Consider the following 23,128-nt stretch of genomic DNA (forward strand, 5'->3'; position numbering starts at 1 on the left):
CCGAAAGTAGTTGGGGGCTTCCCCCTGTGAGGATAGGACGTTGCCAGGCACTTGACCGATCTGCAGATTGCAGGTCGGTCTTTTTGTGTTTTCTAAAAAGCCTTATCAGTTGCATTTCTTTTTTTAGATGATTACTATTAAATCAAACAATAGTCAAAGATGGTCAGAGAGGTGGTGCCAATGCAAAACATCACAGATATCATCGAAGCCTATTTAAAGCAAATTTTACACGACGAAAAGACGATTGAAATCAAACGTCAAGAAATTGCACAACGTTTTGACTGTGTTCCATCACAAATCAACTACGTCATTAATACTCGTTTTACGGTCGAAAAGGGTTATTTTGTTGAAAGTAAACGGGGTGGCGGTGGATACATTCGGATTCAAAAAATCGTTGTGCTCGATAGTCACGATCTATTAGACGAAGTCAGTTCATGGATCGGTGATCATTTGACGGAACAAGCTGCAGAAGATTATTTGATTCGTTTGATGAACGAACAATTATTGACGCGGCGGGAAGCTATTTTGATTCAATCGCTGTTGCAAAAAGAGAGTTTGCCAATGGCGGTCGAAGATCAACACCGGATGCGTGCCCACTTGATGCGGACGCTTCTTCAAACCATGAAGCGACTCTAGTCGTCGGACATTGGAGGAATGCATGATGCGTTGTCAACGATGTGGCGAACGAGAAGCAATCGTCCGTGTCAAACTTCCACAAGAATCGGAAACCGATGAGAAGTTCTTATGCTCGGTTTGTGTGCGGGAGTTAGCACGTGAATATCAAGGGACGGCGTGTCCGTCTTGTGGTATGACCCGTCAACAATTGCTTCATCTTCGTAAAGTCGGTTGCCCGACTTGTTATTCATTTTTTAAAGACGAAGTCGACGGCATGGTTCGTCAGTTCCAACACGGTCATACGCAACATTATGGCTCACGGCCTGATGAGGAATCCGTTGAAAAACGATTGAACCAGCAGCTCAGTCGATTGAAAGAACAACTTAACCGCAAAATCTTAGCAGAAGATTATGAAGAAGCAGAAATCATAAAACAACAGATTGAGAGTGTCGAGGAGGATTTGCGTCATGTTTGAAGAGTTGCTCCAACACCCTTTAAGCGAATCGATGAATCAATCTTCTCCCTTTGACGACATCGTCGTTTCGACACGGATCCGGTTGGCGCGTAATACGACACGTTATCCGTTCTCAACGATGTTGTCAGAAACACAAGCGAATGCGCTCATTGAAGAGACAGAACGCCAACTAAACGGGATGAAAGGGTTCCGGTTTGGTCGCGTCGATCAAGCAGATGTCCTGACGCGAACCGCTTTAGTAGAAAAGCATCTGATCAGTCCAGCGTTAGCAAGTCATCCACGGACAGGACTCTTTATTAGTGAGGATGAACAGATTAGTGTCATGGTAAACGAAGAGGATCATTTCCGAATTCAGACGTTATTACCGGGACTTCAACTTGAAGAAGCGTTTCGGATCGCAAAACAAGTCGATCGTTTGATCAGTGAACGATTTAAAATTGCTTTTGATGATACGCTTGGTTATTTAACGACATGTCCGAGTAACGTCGGAACAGGTCTTCGTGCTTCCGTGATGTTGCACTTACCGGGACTGGTCCTGACGAATCAGATTCAAGGCTATATCAAACACTTACGACAGCTCGGATTCGCGATTCGTGGGCGTTACGGCGAGGGAAGCGATGCCTCTGGTCGCATGTTCCAACTTTCGAACCAACGGACGCTTGGGGCAAGTGAGGATATGCTGATCACGGACTATCAATTTGCCGTCGAAGCATTAATTGAAGCAGAACAGGCAGCACGAAAAGGATTATTGGAGATGTATCAAGAAGAACTAGAGGACAGACTATATCGTTCCTACGGTATCCTGACATCAGCTCGACTGATTACAGCGCGGGAAGCAACGGAACGACTATCGGATGTTCGCTTAGCAGACAGTCTGGGACTAGAGGTCAATCTTCCTCCAAATCTTTTTCATCAACTGCTCGTTTCATTACAAACAGGTTTTCTACAAAAGCATTTCGGGAAACAATTAACATCTAGAGAACGGGACATCGAACGGGCGAAACGAATCCGGACGATGTTAACCGAACAGACAAACAGGGATCACACACAAGGAGGTTTTGCATAATGATGTTTGGACGATTCACAGAACGTGCACAACGTGTATTGGCACTTGCTCAAGAAGAGGCAGTACGGTTGGGGCATCACAATATCGGAACAGAACACATTTTACTCGGACTTGTACGTGAAGGAGACGGAATCGCTGCGAAAGCCTTAACAGCACTCGGTCTCAGTTCAGATAAAATTCAGATGGAAGTCGAAGCATTAATCGGTCGCGGACAAGATGGTGCAACGACGATTCACTATACACCACGTGCGAAAAAAGTAATTGAGTTATCAATGGATGAGGCACGTAAACTAGGTCACTCTTACGTTGGAACAGAACACCTCTTGCTCGGATTGATTCGAGAAGGAGAGGGCGTTGCTGCTCGTGTCTTGAATAACTTAGGTATCAGTCTTTCAAAAGCCCGTCAGCAAGTACTCCAGTTGCTCGGGAACAGCGAAACGACAGCAAACGCGTCGCAAGCAGGTTCAGGTGTCGCAACACCAACACTTGATGGTCTTGCTCGTGATTTGACACAACAAGCGCGCGAAACACGTCTTGATCCAGTTATCGGTCGTGCGAAAGAAATTCAACGTGTCATCGAAGTCTTGAGCCGCCGGACGAAAAATAACCCGGTCTTGATCGGGGAACCAGGGGTCGGTAAAACGGCTGTCGTCGAAGGTCTCGCTCAACAAATCATCAATAATGAAGTACCGGAGACGTTACGCAATAAACGTGTTATGGTACTCGACATGGGGACACTTGTCGCCGGTACAAAATACCGTGGTGAATTCGAGGATCGTTTGAAAAAGGTCATGGATGAGATTCGTCAAGCGGGGAACATCATTCTCTTCATTGATGAGTTGCATACATTGATCGGAGCGGGTGGAGCAGAAGGTGCGATCGATGCATCGAACATCCTTAAACCATCGCTCGCACGAGGCGAACTCCAGTGTATCGGAGCAACGACTCTTGATGAGTACCGGAAATACATCGAGAAAGATGCGGCACTCGAACGTCGTTTCCAACCGATCCAAGTCGCAGAGCCAACAACGGATGAAGCAACACAAATCCTATTTGGTCTTCGCGATCGTTATGAAGCACACCACCGTGTGACGATCACAGACGAAGCGATTCAAGAAGCCGTCACATTGTCAGATCGATACATTTCGGATCGTTTCCTTCCGGATAAAGCGATCGATTTGATTGATGAAGCGGCATCGAAAGTTCGGTTGCGTTCATACACAGCACCACCGAACTTAAAAGAAGTCGAAGCGAAACTTGAAGGCATCCGCAAGGACAAGGATGAAGCTGTCCAAAGCCAAGAGTTCGAAAAAGCAGCAAGCCTCCGCGATACGGAACAAAAATTACGCGATGAGCTTGAGCGTTTGAAAGAGGAATGGCAGAATAAACAAGGCAACGAAAAACTTGAAGTCACAAAAGATGACATCGCACAAGTCGTTGCCAACTGGACAGGTGTACCGGTCACGAAGATCGCGGAAGAAGAGACGGATCGTCTCCTTCGCCTCGAAGAAATCCTTCACGATCGTGTCATCGGACAAAATGAAGCCGTTAAATCAATTTCAAAAGCCATCCGTCGCGCACGTGCTGGACTCAAAGATCCAAAACGTCCGATTGGTTCGTTCATCTTCCTCGGTCCTACTGGGGTTGGTAAAACAGAACTCGCCCGTGCGGTTGCCGAAGCGATGTTCGGAGATGAGGATGCGATCATCCGGATCGACATGTCAGAGTACATGGAGAAACATGCAACGAGCCGTCTCGTCGGTTCACCTCCAGGATATGTCGGTTACGAAGAAGGCGGTCAATTGACGGAAAAAGTTCGTCGGAAACCATACTCGGTCATCTTACTTGATGAAATCGAGAAGGCGCACCCGGAAGTCTTCAACATTCTCTTGCAAGTACTTGATGATGGACGCTTAACAGACTCGAAAGGTCGGACGGTTGATTTCCGTAACACGATCATCGTCATGACATCGAACGTCGGTGCAAGTGCCCTTAAACGTAATAAATATGTCGGATTCGCTGTTTCTGAAGATACGGATCGCGAATACAAAGACATGAAAGATAAAGTCATGGAAGAACTCAAACGGGCGTTCCGTCCAGAGTTCTTGAACCGGATTGATGAAACGATCGTCTTCCACTCACTCGAGAAACAACACATCGAAGAGATCGTGAAGTTGATGGCGAAAACCCTTGAAAAACGTTTGGCTGAACAGGAAATTCATTTCGAATTGACACCAGCTGCCCTCTCGAAGATTGCCGATATCGGATACGATCCAGAGTACGGCGCACGTCCAATCCGTCGTGCCCTTCAACGGGAAGCGGAAGACCGGTTGTCAGAAGCATTGCTCGCAGGCGATATCCAAAAAGGAGAACGTGTTGCGCTTGATGTCGAAGAGAACGAATTCATCGTTCGCCGGAATCACGTGAGTTCTGCCGCAACGGAATAAGCACTGAGCACAGGGCCAGCTTTCGCACTTTCTGAGCGAAGCTGGTTCTTTTTTTGAAACAGAAAGGATGAATCGATTGGCTAAGTTAAAAACAAAATTCGTTTGTCAAAGCTGTGGAACCGAATCACCGAAATGGATGGGACGTTGTTCCGGGTGCGGAGAATGGAACACGATGGTCGAAGAAGTCGTCGAAGAGAAAAAAGGGCGGCGCGGTGCAGCTTTCGTTCATACGACAACAAAACAATTGAAGCCAGAGCGCCTCGCGAACATCGTCTCGCAAGAAGAGAGTCGCGTCTTTACCGGAAGTGGTGAATTCGACCGTGTTCTCGGAGGCGGTATCGTTCCAGGTTCGATGGTGCTTGTTGGAGGAGATCCGGGGATCGGGAAGTCGACGATCTTACTGCAGACGAGCGCACGTCTTGCCCAGCGCGGCGAAAAAGTGCTCTACATCTCAGGAGAAGAATCGCTCAAACAAACTAAATTGCGCGCGGAACGGCTTGGCTTACCGACACAGGATTTGTTCGTCCTTAGTGAGACGGATATGAACATGATTGAACGTGTCGTCGATGAAGAACAGCCACGTTTTTTAATCATCGACTCGATTCAAACCGTCTACATTGATGAAATCCAGTCTGCACCCGGGAGTGTGACACAGGTACGTGAATGTACGGCGATGCTGATGAAAATTGCGAAGAGTCGCGGGATTGCGATCTTCATCGTCGGTCACGTCACGAAACAGGGTTCGATTGCTGGACCACGTTTACTGGAGCACATGGTGGATGCCGTCTTGTATTTCGAAGGTGAACGTCACCATACGTTCCGGATTCTACGTGCCGTCAAAAACCGATTTGGTTCAACGAATGAGATAGGAATTTTTGAGATGCGGGAGTCTGGTCTTGAAGAGGTCTTGAATCCGTCAGAAATTTTCCTCGAGGAGCGGACGTCCGGTGTATCCGGTTCGACGATCGTCGCTTCCATGGAAGGGACACGGACCGTCCTTGTCGAACTGCAAGCGTTGATTTCACCGACGTCATTCGGAAATCCAAGACGGATGGCGACCGGAATCGATCAAAACAAGGTAGCCTTATTGATGGCTGTGCTTGAGAAACGGTCGGGTCTTCTCCTTCAGACACAAGATGCGTACCTCAAGGCAGCCGGTGGTGTGAAGCTTGATGAACCGGCGATTGACTTGGCGGTTTGTGTGGCAATTGCTTCTAGTTTCCGTGACAAGCCGACGCGTCCGACGGATGTCGTGATTGGTGAAGTCGGATTGACAGGTGAGGTTCGCCGTGTATCGCGGATTGAACAACGTGTAGCAGAAGCAGCTAAACTCGGTTTCACGCGGGCGATCATTCCGAAAAACAACTTGGGTGGTTGGACGTATCCGGACGGAATTACGGTCGTAGGTGTCGAGAGTGTGGACGAAGCATTACTTGAAACGATTCCGTTTTAAGCTGGAATGACGCAAAAAATGGGGGAACTGTAATGGATATGTAAACAGTTTCCCCTCCTTCCGGCGTAGGTAGTTCAAATCAGTACATGTTACAATGAACTTAAAATAAGCAAAGGAGGTGAGAAGATTGAAAATCGTCATTCGGGTATTTTTTGCATTACTCGGACTTGCCCTCGGGATTTTGTTGCTTCCTCAGTTCTTCCAATTAATTGAAACGGCAACGAATACGACATTCCCTGCATGGTTGATGAGCGAATACGTAACTGGAACGATTGGTGCACTCATATTCTTATTAATTGGATTATTCATTACGGATTCGGTAATTCGACTTCTCCGATTTTTAGAAGAACGACTCGTCAAAGCCCCAGTAGCAGATCTCTTTTTTGGAACATTTGGTTTGTTGATTGGGTTGGTACTGGCCTTCCTCGTCAGTACATTGATTGATTTAGTAGGTATTCCTGTCCTCAGTAACGTCTTAACGATCTTCGTGACCGCGTTGTTCGGATATCTTGGCTTTACGGTCGGGTATCGTAAACGTCATGAATTGACGAAAATCTTCTTACGTAGCAACCAAAGTGAGAAAAAGGCGACGCCAGACGTCGTCGTCCCAGTTAAATCAAACAGCAAGGTACTTGATACGAGCGTCATCATCGACGGACGAATTACGGATATCACGAAAACCGGCTTCGTCGAAGGAAAACTGATCGTCCCGCAATTCGTCATCGGTGAGTTGCAGTACATCGCCGATTCTTCGGATACGTTGAAACGAAATCGTGGACGTCGTGGACTCGATGTCTTAAAAGAGTTACAAGAGATCCCTGGAGTCGAGGTCGAAATTTATGATGGCGATTTCGAGGATGTACCGGAAGTCGATATTAAATTGATCAAACTCGCGGAACTCGTCAAAGGGATCGTCGTCACGAACGACTATAACTTGAACAAAGTCTGTGAAGTCCGACATGTTCCTGTCCTCAACATCAATGATTTGGCGAATGCCGTTAAACAAGTCGTCATTCCAGGAGAAGAGATGACCGTCCTTGTCATCAAGGAAGGAAAAGAACAAAAACAGGGTATCGCCTATCTCGAAGATGGGACGATGGTCGTTGTTGAAGGAGGCAAACACCTCATTTCTAAAACGATTGGCGTTGTCGTCACGAGTGTCTTGCAGACGTCAGCTGGACGAATGATTTTTGCGAAACCACAAGAAAAATGAGACACTATGCCTAGAGAGACATCGAGAGGCATTCGGATAGACCCCGCAACGGATTCGATTTCATGATCGAGTCCGTTTTCGGTGTGATGGAATGGATCACGATGATCAGTGAGAGAGAAAAGAGGGAATGGGATGTCTACAGCCACATATCGCGTCGTCATCCCCGCTGCCGGTGCCGGTAAGCGGATGGGCGCAGATCGTAATAAATTGATGCTTGAACTAAGAGACCGTCCAATCATCGCTTGGACACTGGATGTCTTCGAGGCAGATCCGGCATGTACGGAAATCGTCCTCGCGATCAATCCACTAGAACAGGAATGGTTTACAAGTATTATCGCGTCTTATAAGACATCGATTAGACTTGTCGCGGGTGGTGCCGAACGTCAGGAAAGTGTGCTCCGTGGTCTTGAGGCGTTAGAAGGCGAAGGGATCGTTCTGATCCATGATGGTGCCCGACCGTTCATTTCACAAGCAGCGATTCATGCGGTCGTCCAAGCGGCAGTCCTAGACAAAGCAGCGATTCTTGCCGTGCCGATTAAAGACACGGTCAAACGGATTGAAGCGAACCACATCAGCGAGACCGTCCCACGGGAACATCTGATGGCAGCGCAGACACCACAAGCGTTTGATCTTGCGACGATTCGCACGGTTCACGAAAAAGCGGCAACGAAATACCTAGGAACCGATGATGCAAGTTTGATAGAATGGGACGGAGGAAAAGTAACGATCGTCCACGGTCACTACGAAAATATCAAGATGACGACACCGGACGATTTGTGGTTCGGTGAAGCGATTCTAATGAAACGAGGGAAATGACGATGATTCGAATTGGACAAGGTTTTGATGTACATGCCTTTGCAGAGGATCGGAAATTGATTTTAGGCGGCATCGAGATTCCGCACACGAAAGGATTGCTCGGTCACTCGGATGCAGACGTCTTGTTACATACGATTGCCGACGCGGCACTTGGTGCAATCGCAGCAGGGGATATCGGAAAACATTTTCCGGATACGGATCCGGAATTCAAGGATGCCGATTCAGCAAAATTGCTGCAGCATGTCTACGCGCTCGTTAAACAACAAGGGTATGAGCTTGGCAACCTAGATGCGACAGTCATCGCACAGGCACCAAAGCTCCGTCCGTACATCGACACGATGCGTGCGCGGATCGCGGAATTACTCGAAGCGGACATTGAACAGATCAATGTCAAGGCAACGACGACGGAATGGTTAGGTTTTACGGGACGAGAAGAGGGAATCGCTTGTCAAGCAGTGATTCTACTGAAACGAATCGAAGAATAAGGTATACTAGATAAGCGAATTTTAGTCGAAGGAGTGATTGGCAATGGCAGAAGTACGAGTACGTTATGCCCCAAGTCCAACAGGACACTTGCATATCGGGAATGCCCGGACTGCATTATTTAACTATCTCTTTGCGCGCCACTTAGGCGGTAAGATGGTATTACGAATCGAGGATACGGACCAAAAGCGGAACATCGCAGGCGGTGTCGAGAGTCAAATGAAGAACCTCGAGTGGCTCGGTGTCGATTGGGACGAAGGTCCAGGTCGCGGTGGCGAGTACGGTCCTTATTCACAAATGGAGCGTCTCGATATCTATCAAAAATACACGGATGAGTTACTTGAAAAAGGACTTGCTTACCGTTGCTATATGACATCGGAAGAGCTCGAAGCAGAACGCGAAGCACAAATCGCACGTGGAGAAGCACCGCGTTATTCAGGAGCACACCGTAACCTGACAGCAGAACAAGAAGAAGCGTTCCGCGCAGAAGGTCGCACGCCGTCGATTCGGATTCGTGTACCGGAAGATGTCACGTATACATGGAATGATATCGTTAAAGACGATGTCTCATTCGAATCAAAAGACTTCGGTGACTGGGTCATCGTCAAAAAAGACGGCATTCCGACGTATAACTTTGCCGTCGTCATCGACGATCACTTGATGGCGATCAGCCATGTTCTTCGTGGGGATGATCATATTTCGAACACACCGAAACAGATGATGATCTATGATGCGTTCGGTTGGGAATACCCGACGTTCGGTCACATGACATTGATCGTCAACGAATCACACAAGAAACTCTCGAAACGTGATCACTCGATCATTCAGTATATCGAGCAGTATAAAGAGCTCGGTTATCTCCCGGAAGCATTGCTCAACTTCATCACGCTTCTCGGTTGGTCACCAGTCGGCGAACAAGAGATCTTCACGAAAGAAGAGTTCATCGAAATCTTTGACGCGGATCGTCTCTCGAAGAGTCCAGCTGTCTTTGACCAAAACAAATTGGCTTGGATCAATAGCCAGTACATGAAACATCAATCGTTCGAAGAAGTATTCGAAGCCAGTCTTCCGTTCCTACAAGAAGCAGGTCGCGTCGAAGCGTCACCTTCAGAAGAAGAGCTCGCTTGGGCACGTGATCTTGTCGCGTTATACCGCGAACAGATGACGCATGGCGCGGAAATCGTCAAGCTTTCAGAGATGTTCTTTGAGGACGAAGTGGTGTATGATGAAGAGGCAAACACTGTCTTGAGTGGCGAGACGGTTCCGACTGTACTTGCAGAATTCGCGAACCAGTTACGTGCTCTCGAAGAGTGGACACCAGAAGCAATTAAAGCATCGATCAAAGCGACGCAAAAAGCGACTGGTCAAAAAGGAAAGAATTTATTCATGCCAATTCGTGTCGCGACGACAGGACAGACGCATGGTCCAGAACTCCCGAACACGATTCAATTACTAGGAAAAGACCGTGTGCTTGCACGGCTTGAAGCAGAATAACGAAAGCGTAGACGAGGAAAGTAACGATGCGTCTTCTTCTCCAGAGACAAGCTCGAATGGTGCGAGGGCTTGAAGAAGCGAATCATGAAATGCCCCTCTGAGTGCTGCCCGAAATCCGTGAGAGTAGGCGCAGACGTATCTCCGGCGTTAACGGACGTCGAGAGGGACGAGTCAATCGTCCAAACAGAGTGGGACCGCGCTTCGTTAGCGTCTCTGTGCAGCAATGCATAGAGGCGCTTTTTCTTATGGAGAGGAGAACGTATATGACACGGATACGAGAAGATATCCGCAATGTGTTTGAGCAAGATCCAGCTGCCCGCAGCACGTTAGAAGTCATTTTGACATACCCGGGCTTACATGCGATTTGGATGCATCGTCTGGCCCATCGACTCTGGAACGCAAAGTTCCGCTTACTCGGTCGATTAATTTCGCAGTTCAGTCGCTTTTTGACAGGCATCGAGATTCATCCAGGAGCGACGATCGGACGCCGGTTCTTTATTGACCACGGGATGGGTGTCGTCATTGGTGAGACGACGATCATTGGTGATGACGTCACGTTGTTTCAAGGCGTGACACTCGGCGGAACGGGGAAAGAAACAGGAAAGCGTCATCCGACGATTGAAGACGGCGTACTTGTCTCTGCCGGTGCCCGTGTCCTTGGTGATATCACGATTGGGGCATACTCAAAAATCGGTGCTAGTTCTGTCGTCTTAAAACACGTTCCTCCCAATGCGACTGTCGTCGGCATTCCGGGACGTGTCGTCATTCAAGACGGCATGAAGGTCGAAGCACCACTTGATCATCGTTTCCCGGATCCGGTCAGCGAATGTCAAGAGCGGATTGAAATGGAACTAGAAGTATTAAAACAAGAAATTGAACGGATTAAAGGAGGGCGACGTCATGATTCAACTGTACAACAGCATGACCGGAAAAAAGGAACCATTTAAACCATTAGAAGAAGGAAAGGTCAAGATGTATGTCTGTGGCCCGACTGTGTACAACTACATTCATATCGGAAACGCACGTCCGGCCATCGTCTTCGATACGGTCCGTCGCTACTTCACATACCGCGGATATGAAGTCAAATATGTCTCGAACTTCACGGACGTCGATGATAAGATCATCCGGACAGCAAACGAACTCGGAGAAGACTATCATGCGTTGACGAAACGTTTCATTGAGGCGTATCACGCGGATACGGGCGCCTTGAATGTCCAAAAAGCGGATATCCATCCACTCGTCACGGAAACGATGGACGATATCATCTCCTTCATCGAAGTCCTCGTCGAAAAAGGCAATGCCTACGCATCAAGCGGGGATGTCTACTTCCGGACGCGTAGTTTCAAGGATTATGGTCAATTGAGCCAACAGTCGATCGATGAATTGCGCGCAGGCGCACGAATCGAAGTCGGAGAGAAAAAAGAAGATCCGCTTGATTTCGTGCTCTGGAAAGCAGCAAAACCAGGTGAGCCGGCATGGACGAGTCCATGGGGCGAAGGACGACCAGGCTGGCACATCGAGTGCTCGGCGATGGCAAAGAAATACCTTGGAGAGACGATTGACATTCATGCTGGTGGACAAGACTTGAAGTTCCCGCACCATGAGAATGAGATCGCCCAGTCGGAAGCATGCAACTCACAGAAGTTCGCAAACTACTGGATGCATAACGGGTTCTTAAACATCGAAAACGAGAAGATGTCGAAGTCGCTCGGTAACTTCTTGACGGTTCATGAAGCAATCCAAGCGGTCGATCCGATGGTATTACGATTCTTCATGTTATCGGTTCAGTATCGTCACCCGATCAACTACAGTCGTGAACTGATCGATCAAGCAGCGAATGGTCTCGCACGGATTCGGGAATCGGTCGCAAACATCGAACACCGCCTTGAAATGACGGCCGATCTCGGAACAGGTGACGAGAAGTGGTTGAATCGTCTAGCGGCGATCAAGGAACATTTCATCACATCGATGGATGATGATTTCAATACAGCGAACGCTGTGACGGATTTATTCGATCTCTCGAAAGAAGCCAACTTGTACCTCGGAGAAGCACATGTGTCGAAACAGGTGCTCGAACAGTTCCTCGCACTCTTCTCGGAATTATCAGATGTCCTCGGTGTCACGTTGACAGTCGACAAAGGCTTACTCGATGAAGAAGTCGAACAGTTGATCGAAGAGCGGAACACAGCCCGTCAAAATCGTGACTTCGCACGAGCGGACGCAATCCGCGATCAGCTACGTGATCAAGGGATCTTGCTGGAAGACACAGCGCAAGGGATGCGGTGGAAGCGCGGATGAAGAATTACAAACAACTGAATGCACTCGCGTTAGCGTACATGGGCGATGTCGTCTATGAGATTCGTGTGCGGGAGCGATTGCTCGAACAAGGTTATGTGAAGCCGGGCGAGTTGCATAAAGCAGCTGTCCGGTACGTTCGGGCTCAAGCACAAGCGACGGTCGTGACGCACTGGTTGAACACGGATGCGCTGACGGAAGAAGAAGCAGCGGTCGTTCGGCGCGGAAAGAACGCGAAATCCGGTTCTGTCCCGAAGAGCACGGACGTCCACACGTATCGCTACGCGACAGCATTTGAAGCATTGCTCGGTTATATTTATCTTTCAGAAGGAGGGGATCGCCTTGAAGAACTCATCGGACAAGCGTTCGAACTACTCGAAGCCGAAAAAACAGACGAATCCTAAGGCTACCGGTGCGAAGCCGAAAACGAAGGCACAGCGCCCAGTACAAGAGAAACGAAAAGCCGCTCCAGTCAAGGAACAGCCCGTCGTGATCGAACCACTCGAAGAAGGACAAGATTTCTTGTCAGGTCGTAATCCGGTCCTAGAGGCATTGCGGAGTGGACGAGAGATGAACAAGCTGTTCTTGCAGGAAGGACAACAAAAAGGACCGCTCGCCGTCATCCATGCGATGGCGCAGGAAGCGGGCATTCAAATCCAGCTCGTCCCGCGTTCGCGGTTAACCGGTTTAGCTGGAACGGAAAATCACCAAGGTGTCGTCGCAGCGGTTGCTGCGTATGAATACGCCGAGATGGAAGACATCTTCGAGCTTGCACGTCAAAAGGATGAAACACCGCTCTTGATCATGCTTGATGAGCTCGAGGATCCACATAACCTCGGATCAATCTTGCGGACAGCAGATGCTGTCGGAGCACACGGAATCATCATTCCGAAGCGTCGCTCAGTCGGGTTGACGCAAGTCGTCGCCAAGGCATCAACGGGCGCGATCGAACATATCCCGGTCGTTCGTGTGACGAACCTCGCTCGGACGATGGAGGATCTAAAGAAACAAGGCATCTGGTTCGTCGGAACGGATGCACGTGAAAGTGACGACTACCGGACACTCGATGGTACGATGCCGCTCGGAATCGTCATTGGAAGTGAAGGAAAAGGAATGAGCCGGCTCGTCCGTGAGAAATGTGACTTCCTCGTCCACCTCCCGATGGCAGGACATGTCACGTCGCTCAACGCATCGGTCGCGGCTTCGCTATTATTATATGAAGTCTACCGGACTAGAAAGCCGTATGCGCGATGAAATATGATCGCCTCATCGTAGATGGCTACAATATCATTGGCGCATGGCCAGAATTTCGGACGTTGCGGGAGCAAGACTTTGAATTAGCACGGGAACGGTTGATTCATGCGATGGCGGAGTACCAAGCCGTCACAGGGATCAACGTTACGATCGTCTTTGATGCCTATCTGCAACCAGGGCGTGAGTCTCGGATGCTAAAAAGCGGAATCGATATCGTCTATACACGAGAAAACGAGACGGCGGACGAGTGGATTGAGAAAACCGCCGCTGACTGGCTGCAGGATATCCGGGTCAAGCTGACGGTAGCGACGAACGACTACACGGAGCAATGGGTCATCTTCACGCTTGGAGCACTCCGTATATCAGCGCAGGAACTCCGGCGTGAGTGGAAAGCAGCAGTTGCCGTCATCAAGCAACAAACGACGTCTGCGAAGACGACGGCTCAACCGCGCTCGAAGATTGATTTACCGGAAGATGTCGTCGCGCGCCTCGAAGCGATTCGTCGACGAAAGAATTCAGATACATGATATGAACCATTCGTATGAGCAATCCGCCGTTCTCCTTCATTCGAGAGCGGTGGATTTTTTTGTAGAAAAGATACATTTTGGATACAACAAAAGAGGTCATGCCAATTTTCATTGTCGTGCGACAGGTAATTATTGTATAATTAAAAACAATTGAACTATTCGTCAATGATGCTTGGAGGGATACAGGATGAGTTTGGTTTCGTTCGACCAGTTTGAGTGCATGACCGATGAAGCGCTTGTAGAACAAGCGAAAGAGTTCGATAACAGCGATGCGCTCGAATTTTTGATCGAGCGGTATCGAAATTTCGTACGTGCCAAAGCCCGTTCTTACTTTTTGATCGGGGCAGACCGCGAAGACATCATTCAAGAAGGAATGATCGGTCTCTATAAGGCGGTACGGGATTACCGAACGGATAAGCTCGCCTCGTTTAAAGGATTTGCCGAATTATGCATCACGCGACAGATGATCACTGCGATCAAGACGGCGACACGTCAGAAACATATCCCGTTGAACTCGTACATCTCGCTCGATAAACCGATCTATGACGATGAATCGGAGCGGACGTTACTTGATATCATCACGTCGACAGCACCTTCTGATCCACAAATCTTGATCATCAACCGGGAAGAATACGCAGACATCGAATCGAAGATGGATGAGATTCTGAGCGACCTCGAACGGAAGGTCCTCGCGCTCTATCTCGACGGACGGACGTATCAGGAAATCTCTGACGACCTCGATCGTCACGTCAAATCGATCGACAATGCCTTGCAACGTGTCAAGCGCAAGCTTGAGCGATATCTTGAAGCACGAAAGATGACGGTCTAACAGAGAGGTAGATTGACCGTAATCCCTTCCTATGCTACTGTATAACTAGCGCCTTACTAGCGAGACGCCGCTCATAGGCGTTTTTTTTTACGCTCTTTTTCGGAAGGAAAGTACCTTAACAGAAGAGAAGAGTGGCAAAGAAGGAGGACTTTGAGATGGCGAAGAAAGTAGGCCTTGCTTGTGATAATTGCGGTGCCCGCGACTATACGACGATGAAAAAAGAGGACGTCACTGTCCGCTTGGAATTGAAGAAATTCTGCCGTCGTTGTAACGCGCATACGATTCATAAAGAAGCGAAATAAGGCTTCATCTGTCCCGATTTATTACATCCTGGAGGGAAAGTACGATGAAATTTTTGCGTGACGTATGGAATGAATTGAAAAAGACGAGCTGGCCAAAACGGAAAGAGCTGACGAAATACACATTGACGGTCATCGGTATGGTGATCTTCATGGGTGTCTTCATCTTCGGCGTCGATTCAGGGCTTAGCGCATTGATGAGCTGGTTGATTAAGTAAAAAGAAGAGGTGGCCTACCATGGAGAAACAATGGTTTGTCGTCCAAACGTATTCCGGATTTGAAAACAACGTCAAGGCGAACCTTGAACGTCGGATTGAATCCATGAACATGGACGAAAAAATCTTCCGTGTACTCGTTCCGATTGAAACGGTACAAGAAGAAGTAACGAACAAAAAGGGAGAAACGAAAATCAAGGAACGTGAAGTCAAGATCTTCCCGGGGTATGTCCTCGTCGAGATGGTCATGACGGATGATTCTTGGTATGTCGTCCGGAATACTCCGAACGTCACGGGCTTCCTCGGATCAGTCGGCGGCGGTTCAAAACCGACACCACTCCTTCCGGAAGAAGCAGAAAACATCCTTGGATCAATGGGTCTCGTCGATCTGAAGAGCCGTTACGACTTCTCACTCGGACAAATCGTCCGAATCAAAGAAGGAGCTTTCGAGAATCTCGAAGGTACGATCGAGGAGCTTGATACAGATGCTGAGAAAATGAAAGTCTCTGTTGATATGTTCGGTCGCGAAACGAAGGTCGAGCTTGATTTCGCACAGGTCGATAAAATCGATTAAGTTTCCTATTGCGAATGTTTTGTTTTAATGATACAATTTTTCGTGTTTGATGTTGTGCTTATTTCGATAAATAACTCGTCGAATAGAATGAGTGGGAGGACGCGCAACGTCCAATTAAACCACATTAAAGAATTAAGGAGGTGTGTCTCGTGGCGAAGAAGGTTATGAAACTCGTAAAACTTCAAATTCCTGCGGGCAAAGCAAACCCAGCTCCACCAGTTGGACCGGCACTCGGTCAAGCAGGTGTGAACATCATGGGCTTCTGTAAAGAGTTCAACGCTCGTACACAAGACCAAGCCGGCTTGATTATCCCTGTAGTCATCACGGTTTTTGAAGATCGTTCATTCACATTCATCACTAAAACTCCTCCAGCAGCAGTTCTCTTGAAGAAAGCAGCTGGAATTGAGAGTGGTTCAGGTGAACCGAACCGTAAGAAAGTAGCGACTGTCAAACGTGACAAAGTTCGTGAAATCGCTGAAACAAAAATGCCAGACCTTAACGCATCATCTGTTGAAACAGCAATGTTGATGGTTGAAGGTACTGCACGTTCTATGGGTATCGTAATCGAAGACTAATGTCTTTTTGATTACCATGAACAACGATGAGGGTCGCAGGCGGATAGTTTCTTGAAGCCTGCTACCCTTTCATTATGTGGGAGGATTTTCCGCACAACCACAAAGGAGGAACCTAAAATGGGTAAGAAGTACAAAGAAGCTGCTAAGCTTATCGATCGTACGGTTTCATACGAACTCGCAGAAGCTGTAGATTTGACTAAAAAATCTGCAACTGCGAAATTCGATGAGACTATCGAATTGGCTGTTCGTCTCGGAGTAGATCCGAAGAAAGCAGACCAACAAATCCGTGGAGCAGTCGTATTGCCACACGGTACTGGTAAAACACAAAAAGTTCTCGTCTTCGCGAAAGGTGAGAAATTAAAAGAAGCGGAAGCTGCTGGAGCAGATTACGCTGGTGATGCTGAGTACATCAACAAAATCCAACAAGGATGGTTCGACTTCGACGTTATCGTCGCGACACCAGACATGATGGGTGAAGTTGGTAAACTTGGTCGCGTTCTCGGACCAAAAGGCCTCATGCCAAACCCGAAAACAGGTACAGTTACATTTGACGTCACAAAAGCAATCAACGATATCAAAGCTGGTAAAGTTGAGTACCGTGTCGACAAATCAGGTAACATCCACGTTCCTGTCGGTAAAAAATCATTCGATAACGAGAAACTCGTTGAGAACATCAACACAGTTATCGAAACTCTCGTAAAAGTTAAGCCTGCTACTGCTAAAGGTGTATACCTTAAGAACATCGCGATCGCTTCTACAATGGGTCCTGGTGTAAAAGTATCTTCAGCTGACTTCGCGAAATAATTTCGTCTAAAACGAACTTGACAACGTTCTAAGAACGCTGTTACAGTATAAAACGTTGATATATTTCGACATACCGTAGACAGAAGGTGCTCACATGGGCATAAATCCTTCCGAGGTGTTCTTGCTCAGAGAGCCTGTTTGTTCAGGTATCCTTTTTGACGATTACGCCTCCTCTGCTCTGCAGACGGAGGCTTTTTATTTGAAATCGAGCAGCCCCTCGCACCGGTACATTTCATCTACCAGGAGGTGCAACAGAAATGGCAAACGAAAAAGTTATCGCTGTCAAAGCGGATCTCGTATCTGAGATCGCTGAGAAACTCCAAGCGAGCGCAGGAACAGTTGTCGTCGACTACCGTGGTCTCACAGTAGAAGAAGTCACTGAACTTCGTAAACAACTCCGCGAAGCGGGCGTTGAATTCAAAGTTTACAAAAACGGTCTCCTCCGCCGCGCGGCAGTTCAAAGCAACCTCGAAGGTCTTGATGAAGTCTTCACAGGTCCTAGTGCGATCGCCTTCAGCAATGAAGACGTTATCGCGCCAGCTAAGATCTTGAACGACTTCGCTAAAACGCACAAGGCTCTCGAACTTAAAGGTGGTATCATCGAAGGCAAAGTCACTTCAGTAGAAGATGTCAAAGCCCTTGCGGAACTTCCATCACGCGAAGGTCTCCTTTCGATGCTCCTCAGCGTGCTTCAAGCGCCAATCCGTGGACTCGCGGTGGCAACGAACGCAATCGCAGAGCAAAAAGAAGAACAATCTGCTTAATTTCTGCTTAGCGGGATAGGCAACCAACACAATTTTCACACCCCAACGTGGGCTAAATCAAAGGAGGAAAACCATAATGGCTTTCAACAAAGAGCAATTTATCGAAGACCTCAAGGGCATGACTGTTCTTGAACTTAACGAACTCGTAAAAACAATCGAAGAAGAATTCGGCGTATCAGCAGCAGCTCCAGTAGCAGTTGCAGGTGCTGGCGCAGGCGCAGCAGCTGAAGAGCAAACTGAATTCGACGTTATCCTTACTAACGCTGGATCTGGTAAAATCAACGTCATCAAAGCAGTTCGCGAATTGACTGGTCTCGGTCTTAAAGAAGCGAAAGCTCTCGTAGACGGAACTCCAGCACCAGTTAAAGAAGGCGTTTCGAAAGAAGACGCTGAAGCAATGAAAGCTAAGCTTGAAGAAGCTGGCGCTACTGTAGAAGTTAAGTAATTTTCTTCTTCCGTAGAAACAAGAGAAGCTCGCATTGCGAGCTTCTTTTGTTTTCATCTTTTACATGAGAGGGGAAGGAAACATGGCGGATCATTATTATACGAATGACCCTTCATCGAAACGAGATCCGAAGACGTGGGAATATGTCCTGCGTGGTCAGACGCTCCGCTTTACATCGGACCATGGTGTCTTTTCGAAGAACGGAATCGATTTTGGTTCCCGTCTGTTGATCGAGGCATTCACGGAACCGGCTGTAGCGGGAGACATTTTGGATGTCGGTTGCGGATACGGACCGATGGGCATCGCGCTTTCGAAGTCGACGGGTCGTCCGGCGCACTTGATCGATGTCAATGAACGGGCGCTCGAACTAGCGGCAGACAATGCGCGCGCGAACGGTGTTTCCGTGACGACCGGTGTGAGTGACGGGTATGATGGGGTAGGCGAATCGACATTCGCAGCGATCGTGACGAATCCACCGATTCGGGCGGGAAAAACGGTCGTTCATCGTATTCTCCGGGAAGCGTATGATCACCTTGTCGTCGGCGGCGAGCTTTGGGTCGTCATTCAAAAGAAACAAGGTGGACCATCAGCGAAGAAATTGATGGAAGACGTATTCGGTATGTGTGAGACAGTTACCCGCGATAAAGGGTACTCGATATTTAAATCAATTCGGTCTTGACAAATCGAAGGATTTGTCGTTGACCGCATGTTGTGTCTATGATAGTATTATAAAATGCCATTGGAGTGATTTTTGGATAAGATGTTTGAAAGCAGCTGGCGTTCTCGACTACAGATGATTGAGTAGACAAGACGTCGCTTTTTTGCGCTTATCAATCAAAAAATGGCTTCAATGTTCGATATTACACCCGTCCTTCTCTATAAGAAGAAGTGGGTCTGAGAGGTGAATCAGTTGACTGGTCAACTTGTTCAGTACGGTCGTCACCGTCAGAGAAGAAGCTATGCACGTATCAGCGAAGTATTGGAACTTCCAAACTTAATCGAGATTCAAACGAATTCGTATGAGTGGTTCCTGCGGGAAGGTCTTCGTGAGATGTTTCATGACATTTCGCCGATTTCCGATTTCACAGGGAATCTCGTATTAGAATTCATCGACTACTCGCTCGGAGAGCCGAAGTATTCGATCGATGAATCGAAAGAGCGCGACGTGACCTATTCGGCACCACTACGCGTTAAAGTCCGTCTTCAAAATAAAGAGACGGGTGAATTGAAAGAACAAGAAGTCTTCATGGGTGACTTCCCGCTTATGACGGAGTCGGGAACATTCATCATCAATGGAGCGGAGCGCGTAATCGTTTCGCAGCTTGTTCGTTCGCCAAGTGTTTATTACAACAATAAGTTAGATAAGAACGGTAAGCGTGGATTCTCCGCGACAGTCATCCCAAACCGTGGTGCATGGCTCGAGCTCGAGACAGACGCGAAAGACATCGTTTATGTTCGCATTGATCGCACGCGTAAGATTCCAGTAACGGTTCTTTTACGTGCTCTTGGTTTCGGTACGGATCAGGAAATCATCGATCTTCTCGGTGATGATGAGTACCTCCGGAATTCACTTGAAAAAGATAATACGGAATCAACGGAAAAAGCCCTCATTGAGATTTATGAGCGTCTACGTCCGGGAGAGCCGCCGACAGTCGAAAACGCAAAAGCGTTGCTCGTATCGCGCTTCTTTGACCCGAAACGTTATGATTTGGCAAACGTTGGTCGTTATAAAATCAATAAAAAGCTTCATCTTAAGAACCGTCTCTTCGGTCAAAAACTTGCGGAAACGCTTGTTGATCCTGAGACAGGTGAAGTCATCGCGGAAGCAGGAACGGTCCTTGATCGTCGTATGCTCGATAAAGTCCTTCCATTCCTCGAAGGATCCGTTGGTTACATCGAAGCGACGCCTACAGGCGGCGTGACGCAGGGTGAGGCTTTCAACTTACAGTCAATCAAGGTGTTCGCACCGGACGATGCTGAAGGTGAACGCATCATCAATATCATCGGTAACGGTAACATCGATCGTGACATCAAGCACATCACGCCTGCTGACATGATTGCTTCCATCAACTACTTCTTCAACTTGTTGCATGAAGTCGGTACGACAGACGATATCGACCACCTCGGTAACCGTCGTCTCCGTTCAGTTGGTGAGCTGCTCCAGAACCAATTCCGGATCGGTCTCTCACGGATGGAACGTGTCGTTAAGGAACGGATGTCGATTCAGGACCAGAATGCGATCACGCCACAGGCATTGATCAACATTCGTCCGGTTATCGCATCGATTAAAGAGTTCTTCGGTAGCTCGCAGTTGTCTCAGTTCATGGACCAAACGAACCCGCTTGCGGAATTGACGCACAAACGTCGTCTTTCAGCACTCGGACCTGGTGGTTTGACACGTGAGCGCGCTGGTTTCGAAGTTCGTGACGTACACTACTCGCACTATTCCCGTATGTGTCCGATCGAAACGCCAGAGGGACCAAACATTGGTTTGATCAACTCGTTGTCTTCGTACGCGAAGGTCAATGAGTACGGCTTCATCGAAGCGCCATATCGTCGTGTCGATCCGGAAACGGGCGTCGTCACGGATGAAATCCACTACATGACTGCTGACGAAGAGGATCTCTACGTCGTCGCTCAGGCAAACATGTTGTTGACGGAAGAGAAGACGTTCCAAGATTCACACGTTCTTTCACGTTTCCGTGGACAAAACTTGTCTGTCGAACCAGCACGTGTCGATTACATGGACGTTTCACCGAAGCAGGTTGTATCTGCCGCAACGGCTTGTATCCCGTTCCTTGAGAACGATGACTCGAACCGTGCCCTCATGGGAGCAAACATGCAACGTCAGGCCGTCCCACTTCTGAACCCGGAATCTCCGATTGTCGGTACAGGTATGGAGTACGTGTCTGCGAAAGACTCAGGAGCCGCTGTCGTTGCGAAGCACGCAGGGATCGCTGAGCGTGTTACGGCGCGTGAAATCCTTGTCCGTCGTACGACGGAAGTCGATGGCAACATCGTTGAAGGGGAACTCGACCGTTACAAGATTCAAAAATTCATCCGTTCTAACCAAGGAACGTGTTATAACCAAAAACCAATCATCAAAGCGGGCGACCCAGTCGATAAAGGCGAGATCCTTGCAGATGGTCCATCGATGGACGGTGGGGAACTTGCGCTTGGTCGCAACGTACTCGTCGGTTTCATGACATGGGATGGTTACAACTATGAGGATGCTGTCATCATGAGTGAGCGTCTTGTCAAAGACGACGTCTACACATCGATCCACATCGAAGAATACGAATGTGAGTCGCGTGATACGAAACTCGGACCGGAAGAAATCACACGTGATATTCCGAACGTCGGTGATGATGCCTTGAAAAACCTCGACGATCGCGGAATCATCCGCGTCGGTGCGGAAGTCAAGGACGGCGATATCCTCGTCGGTAAAGTTACGCCGAAGGGTGTAACGGAATTGACAGCGGAAGAACGTCTTCTTCATGCAATCTTCGGTGAAAAAGCACGTGAAGTCCGTGATACATCTCTCCGTGTACCACACGGTGGTGATGGAATCATCCTCGACGTCAAAATCTTCGACCGCGATAATGGGGACGAGCTCTCACCTGGTGTCAACCAGTTGATCCGTGCTTACATCGTTCAGAAGCGTAAGATTCACGAGGGTGACAAAATGGCGGGTCGTCACGGTAACAAAGGTGTTATCTCGCGTATCCTTCCAGAAGAAGACATGCCGTACATGCCAGACGGTACGCCAATTGACATCATGTTGAACCCACTTGGGGTTCCATCACGGATGAACATCGGGCAGTTGCTCGAGCTTCACCTCGGGATGGCAGCACGTCAACTCGGCATCAAAGTCGCATCACCGGTATTCGATGGTGCGCGCGAGGAAGATGTTTGGGCAACGATTGAAGAAGCAGGTATGGATCGCGACGCGAAGACTGTCCTTTATGATGGTCGTTCGGGTGAAGCGTTCGATAACCGCATCTCTGTCGGTGTCATGTATATGATTAAACTTGCTCACATGGTCGATGATAAACTTCACGCACGTTCGACAGGACCATACTCACTCGTCACACAACAACCGCTCGGTGGTAAAGCCCAGTTCGGTGGTCAGCGTTTCGGTGAGATGGAAGTATGGGCACTTGAAGCATACGGCGCAGCCTACACGCTCCAAGAGATCCTTACAATCAAGTCGGATGACACGATCGGTCGTGTTAAAGCGTACGAAGCAATCGTCAAAGGTGAGAATGTACCACAACCGGGCGTACCGGAATCGTTCCGAGTCCTCATTAAAGAGCTTCAATCCCTCGGTATGGACGTCAAGATGATGTCTGCTGATGATGAAGAAATCGAAATGCGCGACGAAGACGAGGACAATATCCCGAACGCGACTCCAGCACTCGAAGAAGTTCAAGCGCCTGTCGCACCAGTTGTTACTGAAGAGGAATAAGCGAAAGGGAGGTCCAC

24 protein-coding genes and 2 other annotated features are annotated in these 23,128 nt (G+C 48.4%); all 24 genes read left to right on the forward strand.

Features of this window, described 5'->3' with window-relative positions; translation table 11 throughout:
• The first annotated feature begins 180 nt into the window (after positions 1-180).
• The 24 genes from KNQ08_RS15665 to rpoB all read left to right on the forward strand — a co-directional run bounded on the left by KNQ08_RS15665 (position 181) and on the right by rpoB (position 23,111).
• The gene (locus KNQ08_RS15665; protein ID WP_023466578.1) at positions 181-636 is read left to right on the forward strand and encodes a CtsR family transcriptional regulator; all 456 of its coding nucleotides are present in this window, start codon (positions 181-183) and stop codon (positions 634-636) included.
• Positions 637-658: 22 nt separating this feature from the next.
• Positions 659-1,090 (forward strand): hypothetical protein, encoded by a 432-nt coding sequence (locus tag KNQ08_RS15670; RefSeq protein WP_231925672.1) that lies wholly within the window; start codon positions 659-661, stop codon positions 1,088-1,090.
• The gene (locus KNQ08_RS15675; protein ID WP_064300986.1) at positions 1,083-2,156 is read left to right on the forward strand and encodes a protein arginine kinase; all 1,074 of its coding nucleotides are present in this window, start codon (positions 1,083-1,085) and stop codon (positions 2,154-2,156) included. Before KNQ08_RS15670 ends, KNQ08_RS15675 begins: the two co-directional genes overlap by 8 nt.
• The gene (gene clpC, locus KNQ08_RS15680) at positions 2,156-4,603 is read left to right on the forward strand and encodes an ATP-dependent protease ATP-binding subunit ClpC (protein ID WP_023466588.1); all 2,448 of its coding nucleotides are present in this window, start codon (positions 2,156-2,158) and stop codon (positions 4,601-4,603) included. Before KNQ08_RS15675 ends, clpC begins: the two co-directional genes overlap by 1 nt.
• A 76-nt stretch (positions 4,604-4,679) precedes the next feature.
• Positions 4,680-6,056, forward strand: coding sequence for a DNA repair protein RadA (gene radA / locus KNQ08_RS15685; protein ID WP_251133739.1), 1,377 nt, complete (start codon positions 4,680-4,682; stop codon positions 6,054-6,056).
• A 127-nt stretch (positions 6,057-6,183) separates the two neighbouring features.
• Positions 6,184-7,269 carry a PIN/TRAM domain-containing protein gene (locus KNQ08_RS15690; RefSeq protein WP_214806293.1) on the forward strand — a complete coding sequence of 362 codons (1,086 nt, stop codon included), beginning with the start codon at positions 6,184-6,186 and terminating at the stop codon, positions 7,267-7,269.
• 132 nt (positions 7,270-7,401) lie between these two features.
• On the forward strand, positions 7,402-8,085 hold the full coding sequence (gene ispD / locus KNQ08_RS15695; RefSeq protein ID WP_023466592.1) for a 2-C-methyl-D-erythritol 4-phosphate cytidylyltransferase: 684 nt from the start codon (positions 7,402-7,404) through the stop codon (positions 8,083-8,085).
• Between the two features lie 2 nt (positions 8,086-8,087).
• Positions 8,088-8,570 (forward strand): 2-C-methyl-D-erythritol 2,4-cyclodiphosphate synthase, encoded by a 483-nt coding sequence (gene ispF / locus KNQ08_RS15700; protein ID WP_029343079.1) that lies wholly within the window; start codon positions 8,088-8,090, stop codon positions 8,568-8,570.
• A gap of 43 nt (positions 8,571-8,613) precedes the next feature.
• Positions 8,614-10,062, forward strand: coding sequence for a glutamate--tRNA ligase (gene gltX / locus KNQ08_RS15705; RefSeq protein ID WP_023466595.1), 1,449 nt, complete (start codon positions 8,614-8,616; stop codon positions 10,060-10,062).
• Positions 10,062-10,280: a binding site (T-box leader), on the forward strand. It overlaps the preceding gene by 1 nt.
• Before the next feature lie 9 nt (positions 10,281-10,289).
• Positions 10,290-11,009 carry a serine O-acetyltransferase EpsC gene (gene epsC / locus KNQ08_RS15710; RefSeq protein WP_255343794.1) on the forward strand — a complete coding sequence of 240 codons (720 nt, stop codon included), beginning with the start codon at positions 10,290-10,292 and terminating at the stop codon, positions 11,007-11,009.
• Positions 10,963-12,360 (forward strand): cysteine--tRNA ligase, encoded by a 1,398-nt coding sequence (gene cysS / locus KNQ08_RS15715; protein WP_214806294.1) that lies wholly within the window; start codon positions 10,963-10,965, stop codon positions 12,358-12,360. Before epsC ends, cysS begins: the two co-directional genes overlap by 47 nt.
• On the forward strand, positions 12,357-12,761 hold the full coding sequence (locus tag KNQ08_RS15720) for a Mini-ribonuclease 3 (RefSeq protein WP_023466600.1): 405 nt from the start codon (positions 12,357-12,359) through the stop codon (positions 12,759-12,761). The genes cysS and KNQ08_RS15720 overlap by 4 nt, the downstream gene beginning before the upstream one ends.
• 85 nt (positions 12,762-12,846) lie before the next feature.
• Entirely contained in the window at positions 12,847-13,611 is a 765-nt protein-coding gene (gene rlmB, locus KNQ08_RS15725) for a 23S rRNA (guanosine(2251)-2'-O)-methyltransferase RlmB (protein ID WP_035399377.1), read from the forward strand.
• On the forward strand, positions 13,608-14,138 hold the full coding sequence (locus tag KNQ08_RS15730) for an NYN domain-containing protein (protein ID WP_214806296.1): 531 nt from the start codon (positions 13,608-13,610) through the stop codon (positions 14,136-14,138). The genes rlmB and KNQ08_RS15730 overlap by 4 nt, the downstream gene beginning before the upstream one ends.
• 187 nt (positions 14,139-14,325) lie before the next feature.
• A complete protein-coding gene (gene sigH, locus KNQ08_RS15735) occupies positions 14,326-14,967 on the forward strand; it encodes an RNA polymerase sporulation sigma factor SigH (RefSeq protein WP_029343084.1) in 642 nt (213 codons plus the stop codon).
• 155 nt (positions 14,968-15,122) lie between these two features.
• Positions 15,123-15,269, forward strand: coding sequence for a 50S ribosomal protein L33 (rpmG, locus tag KNQ08_RS15740; RefSeq protein ID WP_023466603.1), 147 nt, complete (start codon positions 15,123-15,125; stop codon positions 15,267-15,269).
• 44 nt (positions 15,270-15,313) lie between these two features.
• Positions 15,314-15,484, forward strand: coding sequence for a preprotein translocase subunit SecE (gene secE / locus KNQ08_RS15745; protein WP_023466605.1), 171 nt, complete (start codon positions 15,314-15,316; stop codon positions 15,482-15,484).
• A gap of 19 nt (positions 15,485-15,503) precedes the next feature.
• The gene (nusG, locus tag KNQ08_RS15750) at positions 15,504-16,055 is read left to right on the forward strand and encodes a transcription termination/antitermination protein NusG (protein ID WP_023466607.1); all 552 of its coding nucleotides are present in this window, start codon (positions 15,504-15,506) and stop codon (positions 16,053-16,055) included.
• Between the two features lie 149 nt (positions 16,056-16,204).
• Positions 16,205-16,630: a 50S ribosomal protein L11 gene (gene rplK / locus KNQ08_RS15755; protein WP_023466609.1), complete on the forward strand. Its 426-nt coding sequence runs from the start codon at positions 16,205-16,207 to the stop codon at positions 16,628-16,630.
• 117 nt (positions 16,631-16,747) lie between these two features.
• Positions 16,748-17,434, forward strand: a complete 687-nt coding sequence (gene rplA / locus KNQ08_RS15760) for a 50S ribosomal protein L1 (RefSeq protein ID WP_023466610.1) — start codon at positions 16,748-16,750, stop codon at positions 17,432-17,434.
• A 55-nt stretch (positions 17,435-17,489) separates the two neighbouring features.
• Positions 17,490-17,641 (forward strand) — a sequence feature (ribosomal protein L10 leader region).
• 50 nt (positions 17,642-17,691) lie between these two features.
• Positions 17,692-18,198, forward strand: coding sequence for a 50S ribosomal protein L10 (rplJ, locus tag KNQ08_RS15765; protein WP_023466611.1), 507 nt, complete (start codon positions 17,692-17,694; stop codon positions 18,196-18,198).
• A gap of 76 nt (positions 18,199-18,274) precedes the next feature.
• Positions 18,275-18,643 (forward strand): 50S ribosomal protein L7/L12, encoded by a 369-nt coding sequence (rplL, locus tag KNQ08_RS15770; protein ID WP_023466613.1) that lies wholly within the window; start codon positions 18,275-18,277, stop codon positions 18,641-18,643.
• 82 nt (positions 18,644-18,725) lie between these two features.
• Positions 18,726-19,322 carry a class I SAM-dependent methyltransferase gene (locus tag KNQ08_RS15775; protein WP_023466614.1) on the forward strand — a complete coding sequence of 199 codons (597 nt, stop codon included), beginning with the start codon at positions 18,726-18,728 and terminating at the stop codon, positions 19,320-19,322.
• 231 nt (positions 19,323-19,553) lie between these two features.
• Positions 19,554-23,111: a DNA-directed RNA polymerase subunit beta gene (gene rpoB, locus KNQ08_RS15780; RefSeq protein WP_047390625.1), complete on the forward strand. Its 3,558-nt coding sequence runs from the start codon at positions 19,554-19,556 to the stop codon at positions 23,109-23,111.
• Positions 23,112-23,128 lie beyond the last annotated feature (17 nt).

It is taken from the genome of Exiguobacterium sp. s46 (assembly GCF_018618875.1).
GTDB lineage: Bacteria > Bacillota > Bacilli > Exiguobacteriales > Exiguobacteriaceae > Exiguobacterium_A > Exiguobacterium_A abrahamii.